Raw genomic sequence first — 13792 nt, 5'->3', positions numbered from 1 at the left:
ACCAAGCTGCCGACCGTGAGGAGCCAACCATGAAGTACCGCCTGGGAGACATGCACGTAGAGACTCATCCCACCAGCTGGACGGCACCGACCGCCACGCTGATCGGCAAGGTCCGCCTGCAGGCCGGGGCCAGCGTGTGGTTTGGCGCGGTGCTGCGCGGCGACAACGAGCTGATCGACATCGGCGAGGGCAGTAATGTCCAGGACGGCACCGTGATGCACACTGATATGGGCTCGCCGCTGACCATCGGCAAGGGCGTGACCATTGGCCACAACGCCATGCTGCATGGCTGCACGGTTGGCGACCACAGCCTGATCGGCATCAACGCGGTGGTGCTCAACGGCGCGCGTATCGGCAAGCACTGCATCATCGGCGCCAATGCGCTGATTGCCGAAGGCAAGGAAATCCCTGACGGCTCGTTGGTGATGGGCTCGCCGGGCAAGGTCGTGCGCGAGCTGACCGATGCGCAGAAAGCCATGCTCGAAGCCAGCGCCGCTCACTACGTGCACAACGCCGAGCGCTATGCCCGCGACCTGGCTGTGCAGGAAGATTGACATGAGCGAAGTCGAACGTCCGGTCAGCTCGCCCTGCGTGAACATCTGCGCGCTGGATGAACAGGATATCTGCACCGGTTGCCAGCGCAGCGTGGCCGAGATCAGCCGTTGGGGGCGGATGGATAACGACGAACGCCGGCAGGTATTGAGGCTGTGCCATGAGCGGGCGCTGGCGTCCGGGATGATTGTTGCCCTGTGAGGCTGGCGTTGACTTGAAAATCAAGTAATCTGTGCGGCTTGCCCGAAGGTCGCCCACCATGTTCTATCTGCTCGCCTATATCAGCAGCGTAGTGCTGATCAACTACGCGTTTTCCAGCGCTCCGCATCTGGACGTGATCTGGTCTGCCTGGGGCGGGCTGGTGTTCATTCTGCGTGACATGGTGCAAACCCGCTTTGGCCACGGCGCGCTGGTGGCGATGCTGGCCGCGCTGGTGCTGTCGTACATCACCTCGGAACCGGCCATCGCCCTGGCCAGCGCCACCGCGTTCTTTGTCTCCGAACTGATCGACTGGCTGGTATTCAGCATCACCAAGCGGCCGCTGCGCGATCGCCTGTGGCTGAGCTCGGCGCTGAGCATTCCGGTCGACACCTTTATCTTCTTCGGCATGATCGGCGCGTTGACGCCGCTTGTGGTCGGCACCGCCATGGCCTCCAAGTTTGCCGGCGTCAGCGCCGTGTGGTTGGCGATGACCTGGCGCGCACGCAAGGCAGCGCTGCTGCGCTGAGCGCCGCGCCTGTTGTAGAATACCGGTCCTTTTTCAGCGGGTAGCGCTCAGCCTGACGCCGCCCCGCACGCCCACGAGGACCTGAAATGACCCGTATCGGAACTCCACTGTCGCCGACCGCGACCCGTGTACTGCTGTGCGGCTGCGGCGAGCTGGGCAAAGAAGTGGTGATCGAGTTGCAGCGCCTGGGCGTCGAAGTGATCGCCGTCGACCGCTACGCCAACGCGCCGGCCATGCAGGTCGCGCACCGCAGCCACGTCATCAACATGCTTGATGGGGTTGCGCTGCGGGCCGTGATCGAGGCAGAAAAACCGCATTACATCGTCCCTGAAATCGAAGCCATCGCCACCGCGACCCTGGTCGAGCTGGAAAACGAAGGCTTCAACGTGGTGCCAACCGCACGCGCGACTCAGCTGACCATGAACCGCGAAGGCATTCGTCGCCTGGCCGCTGAAGAGCTGGACCTGCCGACCTCGCCGTACCACTTCGCCGACACCTTCGAAGACTACGCCAGCGCCGTCAACGACCTCGGCTACCCGTGTGTGGTCAAGCCGGTGATGAGTTCGTCGGGCAAGGGCCAGAGCCTGCTGCGCAGCGCCGATGATCTGCAACAGGCCTGGGACTACGCCCAGGAAGGCGGCCGCGCCGGCAAGGGTCGGGTAATCGTCGAAGGCTTTATCGACTTTGAATACGAGATCACCCTGCTGACCGTGCGCCACGTCGGTGGCACCACCTTCCTTGCGCCAGTCGGCCATCGTCAGGAGAAGGGTGACTATCAAGAGTCTTGGCAGCCACAGGCGATGAGCGCCAAGGCTTTGGCCGAGTCGCAGCGCGTCGCCCAGGCAGTCACCGATGCCCTCGGCGGGCGTGGCCTGTTTGGTGTCGAACTGTTCGTCAAAGGCGATCAGGTGTGGTTCAGCGAAGTCTCGCCGCGCCCGCACGATACCGGCCTGGTCACCTTGATTTCCCAGGACCTGTCGCAGTTTGCCCTGCACGCACGGGCGATCCTCGGTCTGCCGATTCCACTGGTGCGTCAGTTTGGTCCGTCGGCGTCGGCGGTGATCCTGCCGCAAGGCAAGTCGCAGCAGACCAGCTTCGCCAACCTTGGCGCTGCCCTGAGCGAGCCTGACACGGCGATCCGCCTGTTCGGCAAGCCCGAAATCGACGGCCAGCGCCGCATGGGCGTGTGCCTGGCGCGTGACGAGTCGATCGAGGCCGCACGGGCCAAGGCGACCCGTTCAGCGCAGGCGGTCAAGGTCGAGTTCTGATTCAGCAATGGGGCTGCCTTGCAGCCCCAACTTCTATCAGAGGCGCGCGTTGCGCGTCTCCTTCAGACACAGCACAGCCAGCAGGCTGATCAGCGCTGCCGCCGACACATACCCGCCAACCCAGCTCAAACCGCCCATGCTCACCAGCTTCTGGGCAAAGAACGGTGCCGCCGAGGCGCCGACAATACCGCCCAGGTTATACGCCGCCGACGCGCCGGTATAACGCACCTGAGTCGGGAACAGCTCGGGCAGCAGTGCGCCCATCGGCGCGAAGGTCACGCCCATCAAGAACAGTTCGATCGCCAGAAACAGCGCCACGCCCGCGGTCGAGCCTGAGGTCAGCAGTGGCTCCATGGTAAAGCCCGACGCAATTGCCAGCAGTGCGCCGACGATCAGCACCGGTTTGCGCCCGTAGCGGTCGCTGAGCCAGGCCGACAGCGGCGTGGCCAGGGCCATGAACACCACCGCAAAGCACAGCAGGCCGAGGAAAGTCTCGCGGCTGTAGCCAAGGGTGCTCACGCCATAGCTGAGTGAGAATACCGTCGAGATGTAGAACAGCGCATAGCACACGACCATGGCCGCGGCGCCGAGCAGGGTTGGCCGCCAGTGTTTGGCAAAGACATCCACTACCGGCATCTTCACCCGCTGATTGTCGGCAATGGCCTTGGCGAACACCGGGCTCTCTTCAAGCTTGAGGCGCACATACAGGCCGACCAGCACCAGTGCGGCGCTGAGCAGGAATGGGATGCGCCAGCCCCACGCGCGGAACTGCTCGTCACTCAGGCCCAGAGCGAGGCCGAGGAACAGCCCGTTGGCCGCCAGAAAACCAATCGACGGGCCAAGTTGCGGGAACATGCCGAACCAGGCGCGCTTGCCTGGCGGGGCGTTCTCTGTGGCCAGCAATGCTGCGCCGCCCCATTCACCACCCAGGCCCAAGCCTTGGCCAAAGCGCAGGATGCACAGGATGATCGGTGCCCACACGCCAATGCTGTCGTAGCCCGGCAGCACACCGATCAGCGTGGTCGACACGCCCATCAGCAGCAGCGAGGCAACCAGAGTCGATTTACGGCCGATCCGGTCGCCAAAATGGCCGAACAGGGCGGAACCCAACGGCCGCGCCATGAAGGCGATACCGAAGGTCAGAAACGCCGCGAGCATCTGCGCGGTGCCCGAGCCGGACGGGAAGAACACCGGGCCGATCACCAGCGCGGCGGCGGTGGCGTAGACATAGAAGTCGTAGAACTCGATCGCGGTGCCGATAAAGCTGGCGGTAGCCACCCTCGCTGGCGAGTTGACCGGTGCTGCCGGGGTCGAATCGGAATAGGTGCTGCTGGTGGTCATCTGTGTAGATCCCTGACAGTCGAAGCTCCATGGCCGGCGCTGGCCAGACAGGCAGCTGCGCGCGCACAGGCGCTGGAGCGAATGGTTGTGGGTCGCTCGACTGATCAAAGCCCTGGGGGTAGGCGAGGGGAGCGAGCACTGTTCAGGATGGGAGGCAGGCGCGCGGGGTACATCAGTGGAGCGGACTGGCCGTGTGGCGCCAAATGCGGATAGCGGGCGCGACGGCAGGGCTGGGTAAGCGTGACCCGAGTATAGCTAGCGGGTCACGGTCCAGACCAGTACCTTGCTCGCACAATTGTCTTCGGTTTCAAGGATTTCCAGCCGGTAGCGGCCAATCTTCAGGCACACGGCACTGGCCGGGATGCTTTCCAGTGCCTCGGTGACCAACCCGTTGAGGGTCTTCGGCCCGCCGTCACAGGGCAGATGCCAGCCCAGGCTGCGGTTGACCTCGCGCAGCGAGGCGGCGCCTTCGATGACGAAGCGGCCGTCGGCCTGCGGATGAATGTGCGGGTTCTGCGGGCTTTGCTCGTCCTCGAACTCGCCGACGATTTCTTCGAGGATGTCTTCCAGAGTGACGATGCCCAGCACTTCGCCGTACTCATCGACCACCACGCCAAGGCGCCGTTGCTGCTTGTGGAAGTTCAGCAACTGCATCTGCAGTGGCGTGCTTTCGGGCACGAAGTACGGCTCATAGCAGGCGGCGGCAATCGCCTCCAGGGTCAGCTCGGCGTGTGGCAGCAGATGGCTGATCAGCTTGGTGTTGAGGATTGCCTCGACCTGGTTGATGTCGTTGTGAAACACCGGCAAGCGGGTATGCCGGCTGACGATCAGTTGTTCGATGATGCGTTCGATAGGGTCGTCGAGGTTGATCCCGTCGACTTCGTTGCGTGGCACCAGAATGTCGTTGACGGTGATCTCGTCAAGTGAACGCAAACCATCGAGCAGGCCGTGGCGCTGGGCTTCGAACTCGTCCTGATCGTCATCGTCGTTATTCTGTGGGTGCAGTGCAACCGCAGTCGGCGCCGGGCGGAACGGGCGCAGGATGAGCTTGGCGGTGCCGTCGAGCAGGCACGCCAGCGGTTGCAGCAGGGTCAGCGGCAACTTCAGCAGGTTGGCGCCAAGGCTGACGAACGCTTCCGGATTACGCCGTACCATTCGCCGCGGCAGGTATTCGGCCAGTACCAACACCAATACCGCAGCCATCAGACCGCCCAGCCAAAAACCGTGCTCGCCGCTGTAGCGCTGGCCCAGCAGGCAGCCCAGGCCAAACACCAGCAGCTTGCCCAGGCTGGCGCCGAACACCAGCGCCTGAGCCGGCAAGGCGGGTGCTGCAGGCTCTGTGCCACGTGGTTGCGCGTTGAGTTGTTGGCGGGCGCTATCGACCGCAGTGAACAATGCCGCCCACAGTAGCGCCAGGGCCAGGCAACCCAGCAGTGGCGCGTGCAACTGGACGAACAGTGGCAGACTATCCATGGACCACCGTCAGATATGCAGGATGAATTCGCGTACCAGCTTGCTGCCGAAATAGGCCAGCATCAGCAGGCAGAAACCGGCCAGGGTCCAGCGGATCGCCTTGTGCCCGCGCCAGCCCAGGCGGGTGCGGCCCCACAGCAGCACGCTGAACACCACCCACGCCACGCAGGCGAGCAAGGTCTTGTGCACCAGGTGCTGGGCAAACAGGTTGTCGAGAAACAGCCAGCCCGAGATCAGTGACAGCGACAGCAATGCCCAGCCGGCCCAGAGGAAGCCGAACAGCAGGCTTTCCATGGTTTGCAGCGGCGGGAAGTTGCGGATCAGCCCGGACGGGTGCTTGTGCTTGAGCTGGTAGTCCTGCAGCAACAGCAGCAGCGCCTGGAACACGGCGATGGTGAACAGCCCGTATGCCAGGATCGACAGCAGGATATGGGCAAGGATGCCCGGTTCTTCGTTGACCAGCGGCACTGTACCTGCGGGGGCGAACTGCGCCAGCAAGGCGGTGATCGCGCCGAGCGGGAACAGCAGGACCAGCAGGTTCTCCACTGGAATGCGCAGGCACGCCAGCAGGGTCAGGGCGATCACTGCGACGGCGATCAGGCTCGAGGCACTGAAGAAGTCCAGGCTCAGCCCCAACGGGGTGATCAACTGGAAGAACAGCGCGCCGGCCTGGGCGATGACCGCGATCGTGCCGAGCAGACCGAGCAGGCGCTTGTCGGCACGCGTGCCCTGGGCCAGGCGCATGCTGTGGTAGATCGCAGCGGCAATATAAAGGCCGGCGGCGAGCAGATTGGGGATGAGGCTGGGTGAAGAGAGCATAAGTCCTGATAGGCAAGCCCGGGAAGACCGCGAGTTTGGCATAGAACGCGGGTGCCAAGGAAGGCCGACGCACGGCTCTGGCGTTGATCCAGCGCAGGCCTCGCGCTGCGGGTGATTGGGCCGATGGTCCTGTACATGGTGTGCGCGGCGTCAAGTCTCCGCTATAATCGCCGGCTTGCTGTTCCCCGTGCGTGTCGTTTACCGCCGGGGCGCCTGACAAATCGCGGCTTTGCCAAGCCTGAAAGGATCACCATGTTCGAAAACCTGACCGACCGCCTGTCACAGACGCTGCGCCATGTCACCGGCAAGGCCAAGCTGACCGAAGACAACATCAAGGACACGCTGCGCGAAGTGCGCATGGCGTTGCTCGAAGCCGACGTTGCGCTGCCGGTGGTCAAGGATTTCGTCAACAGCATCAAGGAACGCGCAATCGGCACCGAGGTGTCGCGCAGCCTGAGCCCGGGCCAGGCGTTCGTGAAGATCGTCCAGGCCGAACTCGAAAGCCTGATGGGCGCAGCCAACGAAGACCTTGCCCTGAACGCCGCCCCGCCCGCTGTGGTGCTGATGGCCGGCCTGCAGGGTGCGGGCAAGACCACCACCGCCGGCAAGCTGGCGCGCTTCCTTAAAGAGCGCAAGAAGAAGTCGGTAATGGTGGTGTCTGCCGACGTCTACCGTCCGGCGGCGATCAAACAGCTGGAAACCCTGGCAGGCGAAGTCGGCGTGACTTTCTTCCCGTCCGATATCAGCCAGAAGCCTGTGGCAATCGCTGAAGCGGCGATCCGCGAGGCCAAGCTCAAGTTCATCGACGTGGTCATCCTCGACACCGCCGGTCGTCTGCACATCGACAGCGACATGATGGACGAGATCAAGGCGCTGCACGCCGCGGTCAAGCCGGTCGAGACCCTGTTCGTGGTCGACGCCATGACCGGTCAGGATGCCGCCAATACCGCCAAGGCGTTTGGTGATGCGCTGCCGCTGACCGGCGTAGTGCTGACCAAAGTCGACGGTGACGCCCGTGGCGGTGCCGCGCTGTCGGTACGCTCGATCACTGGCAAGCCGATCAAGTTCATCGGTATGGGCGAGAAGAGCGACGCGCTCGAGCCGTTCCACCCTGACCGTATCGCCTCGCGCATCCTCGGCATGGGCGACGTGCTCAGCCTGATCGAGCAGGCCGAGCAGACCATCGACAAGGCCAAGGCCGACAAGCTGGCCAAGAAGCTGAAGAAGGGCAAGGGCTTCGACCTCGAAGACTTCCGCGACCAGCTGCAACAGATGAAGAACATGGGCGGCCTCGGCGGCCTGATGGACAAGCTGCCGAGCATCGGCGGGGTCAACCTGTCGCAGATGGGCAATGCCCAGGGCGCGGCCGAGAAGCAGTTCAAGCAGATGGAAGCGATGATCAACTCGATGACCCCGGCCGAGCGCCGCGATCCCGATTTGATCAGCGGTTCGCGCAAGCGCCGCATCGCCCTCGGCTCCGGCACCCAGGTGCAGGACGTCGGCCGGTTGATCAAGCAGCACAAGCAAATGCAGAAGATGATGAAGAAATTTTCCACCAAGGGCGGCATGTCGAAGATGATGCGCGGCCTTGGCGGCATGATGCCAGGTGGCGGCATGCCCAAGATGTAACCCTACTCAGGCCAGTGGCGCGAAGGCGCGGCTGGCCGGGATCCCGCTTCGGCGGGGACACCGCTGCCTTGCGAGGCAGCTTTATCGCAGATCGGCAGGCGGGTCTTTTTTCAGGGTGAACAACCCGGTGAAAAAAGGCATTTGCAAATGTCCGGATATTCCTTGAGAATATGCGGCCTTTCGGGCACCCGTGTGCCCGCTGTGCATCATGATTTGCAGCACCGACTACAGGAACGATGTTCAATGCTTACCATTCGTCTTGCCCGTGGCGGCTCCAAAAAGCGCCCGTTCTACCAACTGACCGTAACCGACTCGCGTAACCCGCGTGACGGCTCCCACATCGAACAGGTTGGTTTCTTCAACCCAGTCGCTCGTGGTCAGGAAGTTCGTCTGTCCGTTAAACAAGACCGCGTTGCTCACTGGTTGAGCGTTGGCGCACAGCCGTCTGAGCGTGTTGCTCAGCTGCTGAAGGAAGCTGCCAAGGCTGCTGCCTGAACAGTATGAACGCGACGCCAGAAAAGGCTGACGACCTCATCGTCGTTGGCAAGATTTTTTCGGTACACGGCGTTCGCGGCGAGGTGAAGGTTTATTCCTTTACCGATCCGATTGAAAACCTGTTGGATTACCAGAACTGGACGCTTCGGCGCGAAGGGACGGTCAAACAGGTCGAGCTGGTCAGTGGCCGTTCCAATAAAAAGGAGCTGGTCGCCAAGCTCAAGGGCCTCGACGATCGTGACGAAGCACGTCTTCTGAGCGGTTACGAGATTTGCATCTCGCGAAGCCTTTTGCCCAACCTGACTGACGACGAGTACTACTGGTACCAGTTGCAAGGTCTGAAAGTCATCAACCAGGACGAGCATCTGTTCGGCACGGTTGATCACCTGTTGGAGACCGGCGCGAACGATGTAATGGTGGTCAAGCCTTGTGCAGGCAGCCTGGATGACCGTGAGCGTCTGTTGCCCTATACGGCGCAATGCGTGCTTGCAGTCGACCTTGAAGCCGGCGTGATGCGGGTCGAATGGGACGCGGATTTCTAACTGATGGGTAACCTTCGCGTAGAAGTCATCACGTTGTTCCCCGAGATGTTCTCGGCCATTACTGAGTACGGCATTACCAGCCGCGCGGTGAAGCAGGGCTTGTTGCAAGTCACTTGCTGGAATCCGCGGGACTACACCACAGATCGTCACCATACGGTGGATGATCGGCCGTTTGGCGGTGGTCCGGGGATGGTAATGAAGATCAAGCCTCTGGAAGATGCACTGGCTAGCGCCAGGCAAGCGACCGGAGCGACGGCGAAGGTGATCTACCTCTCGCCACAGGGCCGCAAGCTGGATCAGCAGGCGGTTCAAGGCTTGGCCGAACAGGAATCTTTGATCCTGATCGCCGGCCGATACGAAGGCATTGACGAGCGCTTTATTGAGGCTCATGTCGATGAAGAGTGGTCGATTGGTGACTATGTACTTTCCGGTGGCGAGCTGCCGGCCATGGTACTGATCGATGCGGTTACGCGGCTGCTGCCCGGAGCTTTAGGGCATGTAGGCTCGGCGGAGGAAGATTCCTTCACCGATGGCTTGCTGGATTGCCCGCACTACACCCGACCTGAGGTGTATGCGGATCAGCGTGTACCCGACGTGTTGCTAAGTGGCAACCATGCACATATCCGGCGATGGCGGATGAAGCAGTCCCTTGGTAGGACCTTCGAACGTCGCGCTGATCTTCTGGAAAGTCGCTCACTTTCTGGAGAAGAGAAAAAGCTGCTCGAGGAATACCTCCGCGAGCGGAACGATAGTTAACGTATCGATGGTGGATCACGTTTTCCACCTTAGGAGCACAGCATGACTAACAAAATCATCCAGCAGCTCGAAGCAGAGCAGATGAGCAAGGAAATCCCTACCTTCGCACCAGGCGACACCATTGTCGTCCAGGTTAAAGTGAAGGAAGGTGATCGTTCCCGTCTGCAGGCATTCGAAGGCGTTGTTATCGCCAAGCGTAACCGCGGTCTGAACAGCGCCTTCACCGTGCGCAAGATCTCCAGCGGCGTTGGCGTTGAGCGTACCTTCCAGACCTACAGCCCGCAGATCGACAGCCTGGCCGTGAAACGTCGTGGTGACGTGCGTAAAGCCAAGCTGTACTACCTGCGTGACCTGTCCGGCAAAGCCGCTCGCATCAAAGAAAAACTGTCCTGAGTACAGTTTGACTGGCGGCTGCGGCCGCCATGCGAGAAAAAAAGCAGCCTTCGGGCTGCTTTTTTGCTTTCTGCAACCTTGCCTTAGTGATGTGACATAACCATGACCAATACCCGCGAGCAGGAAATCCAGCGCCGCACCGAACTGTCGGTAACCCGCGTGACCAAGGCGGTGTTCCCCAACACCACCAACCACCACAACACCTTGTTTGGCGGCACCGCGCTGGCCTGGATGGATGAAGTGTCGTTCATCGCCGCAACGCGCTTTTGCCGCTTGCCGTTGGTGACCGTGTCGACCGACCGCATCGACTTCAAGCACCCGATCCCGGCGGGAACCATCGTCGAGCTGGTCGGCACTGTGATCAAGGTGGGCAATACCAGTCTGCAGGTGCAGGTCGATGTGTTCGTCGAGAACATGTATCTGGATGGCCGCGAGCGCGCCATTCATGGGGTCTTCAGCTTTGTCGCCATCGACGAGGACAAACGCCCGGTGCCGGTGCTGGCCGGGTTCTGACTGTTGTCTGGTCGAGCGCCGATGACAGCCCCTCGGCGGCTGTGAAACACTCAGCCCATCTTCCCTGGATAGCGACTGTGCATGCCCGCCCTTGACCACCCTTTGATCGACCAGTTTCTCGATGCGCTATGGCTTGAGAAAGGCCTGTCCGACAACACCCGCGTGTCCTACCGCAGTGACCTTGCGCTGTTCAACGGCTGGCTGCAGGAGCATGGCGTTGCGCTGCCAGATGCTGGTCGTACGTTGATTCTCGATCACCTGGCCTGGCGCCTCGATCAGGGTTACAAGCCGCGCTCGACGGCGCGTTTCATCTCCGGCCTGCGTGGCTTCTTTCGCTACCTGCTGCGGGAGAAGCTGATCGCCGTCGATCCCACCCTGCAGATCGACATGCCGCAACTGGGCAAGCCACTGCCCAAGTCGCTGTCGGAGGCTGACGTCGAGGCGTTGCTGCAGGCGCCGGATCTCAGCGAGGCTATCGGTCAGCGTGATCGGGCCATGCTTGAGGTGTTGTATGCCTGTGGTTTACGCGTTACCGAACTGATCAGTCTGACCCTTGATCAGGTCAATCTGCGCCAGGGCGTGGTGCGGGTAATGGGCAAGGGTAGCAAGGAGCGGCTGGTGCCAATGGGTGAGGAAGCTGTGCTGTGGCTGGAGCGCTATGTGCGTCATGGCCGCCCTGAGCTGCTCAACGAGCGCCCCAGCGACGTGCTGTTCCCCAGCCTGCGCGGCGAGCAGATGACCCGGCAGACCTTCTGGCACCGGATCAAGCACCAGGCCAAGGTTGCCGGAATCGACAAGGCCCTGTCGCCGCACACCCTGCGTCATGCCTTTGCCACGCACCTGCTCAATCACGGTGCAGACCTGCGCGTGGTGCAGATGCTGCTGGGCCACAGTGACCTGTCGACCACGCAGATCTACACCCATGTAGCCAAGGCCCGGCTGCAGCAGCTGCACGCACAGCACCATCCGCGTGGATGAAGCAAATTCATGTTGCGCTGAGCGGTCGCTGAGGGCTCATTCAGCACAGCCTGATGTGGTAGGCTTGGTCGGTTTGCACCAAGGGCCGCACGGTCGCCGCGGTTTTTTACCCGCAGGTGACGTCTTCGGCCCGGTCCGTCTTCAGGAGTACCCCATGCGCGTTACCCGTATCATTGCCGCCGCCGCCTTGGCGCTGGCCAGTACCTTTGCTGTGGCTGCAACCAGCGAAACCAACAATGGCGCCGAGCAGGCAATCCGCAAGAGCCTGCAGACCCTCGAGCTGGAAGTGCCGATCGAGAGCGTCGCCAGCAGCCCGCTCAATGGCCTCTATGAAGTCAAGCTGCAGGGCGGCCGCGTGCTCTACGCCAGCGCCGACGGCCAGTTCGTCATGCAGGGTTATCTGTTCCAGATCGCCGATGGCAAGCCGGTCAACCTGACCGAGAAGACCGAGCGCCAGGGTATCGCCAAGCTCATCAACGGCATTCCAGCTGCCGAGATGGTGGTTTATCCTGCCAAGGGCGAGACCAAGTCGCACATCACCGTGTTCACCGACACCACCTGCCCGTACTGCCACAAGCTGCACGCCGAAGTACCCGAGCTCAACCGTCGCGGTATCGAAGTGCGCTATGTCGCCTTCCCGCGCCAGGGCCTGGGTTCGACCGGTGACGAGCAGTTGCAGGCCGTCTGGTGCTCCAGCGACCGCCGCGCGGCGATGGACAAGATGGCCGATGGCAAGGACGTCAAAGCGGCCAAGTGCGTCAACCCGGTGGGCAAACAGTTCCAGTTGGGCCAGTCGATCGGTGTCAACGGTACGCCAGCCATCGTGCTCGAAAGCGGGCAGGTGATTCCTGGTTACCAGCCAGCCCCGCAAGTGGCCAAGCTGGCCCTGGCTGCCGGCAGCAAGTAATTCAATTCAGTGCGCCGTCGCCATGCGGCGGCGGTAGTTTTCACGGTCGGCCGAGTGCCGGCCGTTCTATGGGGAGTTCACAGTGAAACCGGTCAAAGTAGGCATCTGTGGGTTGGGGACCGTCGGTGGCGGTACCTTCAATGTACTTCAACGCAACGCCGAGGAGATTGCCCGTCGTGCCGGGCGCGGTATTGAAGTTGCTCAGATTGCCATGCGCTCGCAGAACCCGAACTGTCAGATTACCGGTACCCCCATTACCGCTGACGTGTTCAAGGTTGCCAGCAACCCGGAAATCGACGTCGTCATCGAACTGATCGGCGGCTACACCATTGCCCGTGACCTGGTCCTCAAGGCCATCGAAAACGGCAAGCATGTAGTTACCGCGAACAAGGCGCTGATCGCCGTGCATGGCAATGAGATCTTTGCCAAGGCGCGCGAGAAGGGCGTTATCGTTGCTTTCGAAGCCGCCGTTGCCGGTGGTATTCCGGTGATCAAGGCGATCCGTGAAGGGCTTTCGGCCAACCGCATCAACTGGCTGGCCGGGATCATCAACGGCACCGGTAACTTCATCCTCACCGAAATGCGCGAAAAAGGCCGGGCGTTCCCCGATGTGCTGGCCGAAGCGCAGGCGCTGGGTTATGCCGAAGCCGATCCGACTTTCGACGTCGAAGGCATCGATGCCGCGCACAAGCTGACCATCCTGGCCTCGATTGCCTTTGGTATCCCGCTGCAGTTCGACAAGGCCTACACCGAAGGGATCACTCAGCTGACCACTGCTGACGTCAACTATGCCGAAGCACTGGGCTATCGCATCAAGCACCTGGGCGTGGCCCGTAGCACCGAGGCCGGTATCGAGCTGCGCGTGCACCCGACGCTGATCCCGAGCGACCGCCTGATCGCCAACGTCAATGGCGTAATGAACGCGGTCATGGTCAATGGCGATGCCGCGGGTTCCACGCTGTACTACGGCGCTGGCGCCGGCATGGAGCCGACAGCTTCGTCGGTGATCGCCGACCTTGTCGACGTGGTACGGGCGATGACCTCCGATCCGGAAAACCGCGTGCCGCACCTGGCCTTCCAGCCGGATTCGCTGTCAGCCCACCCGATCCTGCCGATCGAAGCCTGCCAGAGCGCCTACTACCTGCGCATCCAGGCCAAGGATCACCCCGGTGTGCTGGCTCAGGTCGCGAGCATCCTCTCCGAGCGCGGGATCAACATCGAGTCGATCATGCAGAAGGAAGCTGAGGAGCAGGACGGCTTGGTGCCGATGATCCTGGTCACTCACCGCGTGGTCGAGGAGCACATCAACGACGCGATCCTGGCTCTGGAGAGCCTGCAGGATGTAGTCGGCAAGGTCGTGCGCATCCGCGTCGAGCAGCTCAACTAATTTCGCCGTCGG

General features: G+C 62.0%; 16 protein-coding genes. 13 read left to right on the top strand and 3 right to left on the bottom strand.

Annotated features, from left to right (window positions below):
* Positions 1-29: 29 nt before the first annotated feature.
* From FW789_RS09090 to purT, 4 genes are all read left to right on the top strand, one after another.
* On the top strand, positions 30-554 hold the full coding sequence (locus tag FW789_RS09090) for a gamma carbonic anhydrase family protein (RefSeq protein ID WP_186697604.1): 525 nt from the start codon (positions 30-32) through the stop codon (positions 552-554).
* Between the two features lies 1 nt (position 555).
* Positions 556-753, top strand: a complete 198-nt coding sequence (locus FW789_RS09085; RefSeq protein ID WP_340612332.1) for a DUF1289 domain-containing protein — start codon at positions 556-558, stop codon at positions 751-753.
* Positions 754-811: 58 nt separating this feature from the next.
* The gene (locus FW789_RS09080) at positions 812-1279 is read left to right on the top strand and encodes a VUT family protein (RefSeq protein WP_101317085.1); all 468 of its coding nucleotides are present in this window, start codon (positions 812-814) and stop codon (positions 1277-1279) included.
* A gap of 86 nt (positions 1280-1365) precedes the next feature.
* Positions 1366-2547, top strand: coding sequence for a formate-dependent phosphoribosylglycinamide formyltransferase (purT, locus tag FW789_RS09075; RefSeq protein WP_101317087.1), 1182 nt, complete (start codon positions 1366-1368; stop codon positions 2545-2547).
* 36 nt (positions 2548-2583) lie between these two features.
* On the opposite strand, the gene FW789_RS09070 is transcribed toward purT, so the two are convergent.
* From FW789_RS09070 to FW789_RS09060, 3 genes are all read right to left on the bottom strand, one after another.
* Entirely contained in the window at positions 2584-3888 is a 1305-nt protein-coding gene (locus tag FW789_RS09070) for an MFS transporter (protein ID WP_207072492.1), read from the bottom strand.
* A 255-nt stretch (positions 3889-4143) separates the two neighbouring features.
* Positions 4144-5361 carry a transporter associated domain-containing protein gene (locus FW789_RS09065; protein WP_446431349.1) on the bottom strand — a complete coding sequence of 406 codons (1218 nt, stop codon included), beginning with the start codon at positions 5359-5361 and terminating at the stop codon, positions 4144-4146.
* Positions 5362-5370: 9 nt separating this feature from the next.
* Positions 5371-6180 (bottom strand): cytochrome C assembly family protein, encoded by an 810-nt coding sequence (locus tag FW789_RS09060; protein WP_207072494.1) that lies wholly within the window; start codon positions 6178-6180, stop codon positions 5371-5373.
* 252 nt (positions 6181-6432) lie between these two features.
* Here FW789_RS09060 and ffh point away from each other — a divergent pair, with 252 nt between their 5' ends.
* The 9 genes from ffh (at position 6433) to FW789_RS09015 (ending at position 13780) form a co-directional block, all read left to right on the top strand.
* Entirely contained in the window at positions 6433-7809 is a 1377-nt protein-coding gene (gene ffh / locus FW789_RS09055) for a signal recognition particle protein (protein WP_101317095.1), read from the top strand.
* A 243-nt stretch (positions 7810-8052) separates the two neighbouring features.
* On the top strand, positions 8053-8304 hold the full coding sequence (rpsP, locus tag FW789_RS09050; RefSeq protein WP_101317097.1) for a 30S ribosomal protein S16: 252 nt from the start codon (positions 8053-8055) through the stop codon (positions 8302-8304).
* 5 nt (positions 8305-8309) lie between these two features.
* Positions 8310-8846 carry a ribosome maturation factor RimM gene (gene rimM / locus FW789_RS09045; protein ID WP_101317099.1) on the top strand — a complete coding sequence of 179 codons (537 nt, stop codon included), beginning with the start codon at positions 8310-8312 and terminating at the stop codon, positions 8844-8846.
* Positions 8847-8849: 3 nt separating this feature from the next.
* The gene (gene trmD, locus FW789_RS09040; protein ID WP_103436271.1) at positions 8850-9602 is read left to right on the top strand and encodes a tRNA (guanosine(37)-N1)-methyltransferase TrmD; all 753 of its coding nucleotides are present in this window, start codon (positions 8850-8852) and stop codon (positions 9600-9602) included.
* Between the two features lie 42 nt (positions 9603-9644).
* Positions 9645-9995 (top strand): 50S ribosomal protein L19, encoded by a 351-nt coding sequence (gene rplS, locus FW789_RS09035; RefSeq protein ID WP_023629812.1) that lies wholly within the window; start codon positions 9645-9647, stop codon positions 9993-9995.
* Positions 9996-10097: 102 nt separating this feature from the next.
* Positions 10098-10508, top strand: a complete 411-nt coding sequence (locus FW789_RS09030; protein WP_101317103.1) for an acyl-CoA thioesterase — start codon at positions 10098-10100, stop codon at positions 10506-10508.
* An 81-nt stretch (positions 10509-10589) separates the two neighbouring features.
* Positions 10590-11486 carry a site-specific tyrosine recombinase XerD gene (xerD, locus tag FW789_RS09025; protein WP_101317105.1) on the top strand — a complete coding sequence of 299 codons (897 nt, stop codon included), beginning with the start codon at positions 10590-10592 and terminating at the stop codon, positions 11484-11486.
* A gap of 154 nt (positions 11487-11640) precedes the next feature.
* The gene (locus FW789_RS09020) at positions 11641-12393 is read left to right on the top strand and encodes a thioredoxin fold domain-containing protein (RefSeq protein ID WP_103436272.1); all 753 of its coding nucleotides are present in this window, start codon (positions 11641-11643) and stop codon (positions 12391-12393) included.
* A gap of 82 nt (positions 12394-12475) precedes the next feature.
* Positions 12476-13780, top strand: coding sequence for a homoserine dehydrogenase (locus tag FW789_RS09015; RefSeq protein ID WP_446431348.1), 1305 nt, complete (start codon positions 12476-12478; stop codon positions 13778-13780).
* The last annotated feature ends 12 nt before the right edge of the window (positions 13781-13792 follow it).

Source organism: Pseudomonas sp. 1121_17 (assembly GCF_052850745.1).
This window is presented reverse-complemented; position numbering and strand designations above follow the sequence as displayed.

Excerpts from the sequence above, each read along its gene's own strand:
- FW789_RS09090 (WP_186697604.1), top strand. The coding sequence starts at position 30 with ATGAAGTACCGCCTGGGAGACATGCACGTAGAGACTCATCCCACCAGC.
- FW789_RS09085 (WP_340612332.1), top strand. The coding sequence starts at position 556 with ATGAGCGAAGTCGAACGTCCGGTCAGCTCGCCCTGCGTGAACATCTGC.
- FW789_RS09080 (WP_101317085.1), top strand. The coding sequence starts at position 812 with ATGTTCTATCTGCTCGCCTATATCAGCAGCGTAGTGCTGATCAACTAC.
- purT (WP_101317087.1), top strand. The coding sequence starts at position 1,366 with ATGACCCGTATCGGAACTCCACTGTCGCCGACCGCGACCCGTGTACTG.
- FW789_RS09070 (WP_207072492.1), bottom strand. The coding sequence starts at position 3,888 with ATGACCACCAGCAGCACCTATTCCGATTCGACCCCGGCAGCACCGGTC.
- FW789_RS09065 (WP_446431349.1), bottom strand. The coding sequence starts at position 5,361 with ATGGATAGTCTGCCACTGTTCGTCCAGTTGCACGCGCCACTGCTGGGT.
- FW789_RS09060 (WP_207072494.1), bottom strand. The coding sequence starts at position 6,180 with ATGCTCTCTTCACCCAGCCTCATCCCCAATCTGCTCGCCGCCGGCCTT.
- ffh (WP_101317095.1), top strand. The coding sequence starts at position 6,433 with ATGTTCGAAAACCTGACCGACCGCCTGTCACAGACGCTGCGCCATGTC.
- rpsP (WP_101317097.1), top strand. The coding sequence starts at position 8,053 with ATGCTTACCATTCGTCTTGCCCGTGGCGGCTCCAAAAAGCGCCCGTTC.
- rimM (WP_101317099.1), top strand. The coding sequence starts at position 8,310 with ATGAACGCGACGCCAGAAAAGGCTGACGACCTCATCGTCGTTGGCAAG.
- trmD (WP_103436271.1), top strand. The coding sequence starts at position 8,850 with ATGGGTAACCTTCGCGTAGAAGTCATCACGTTGTTCCCCGAGATGTTC.
- rplS (WP_023629812.1), top strand. The coding sequence starts at position 9,645 with ATGACTAACAAAATCATCCAGCAGCTCGAAGCAGAGCAGATGAGCAAG.
- FW789_RS09030 (WP_101317103.1), top strand. The coding sequence starts at position 10,098 with ATGACCAATACCCGCGAGCAGGAAATCCAGCGCCGCACCGAACTGTCG.
- xerD (WP_101317105.1), top strand. The coding sequence starts at position 10,590 with ATGCCCGCCCTTGACCACCCTTTGATCGACCAGTTTCTCGATGCGCTA.
- FW789_RS09020 (WP_103436272.1), top strand. The coding sequence starts at position 11,641 with ATGCGCGTTACCCGTATCATTGCCGCCGCCGCCTTGGCGCTGGCCAGT.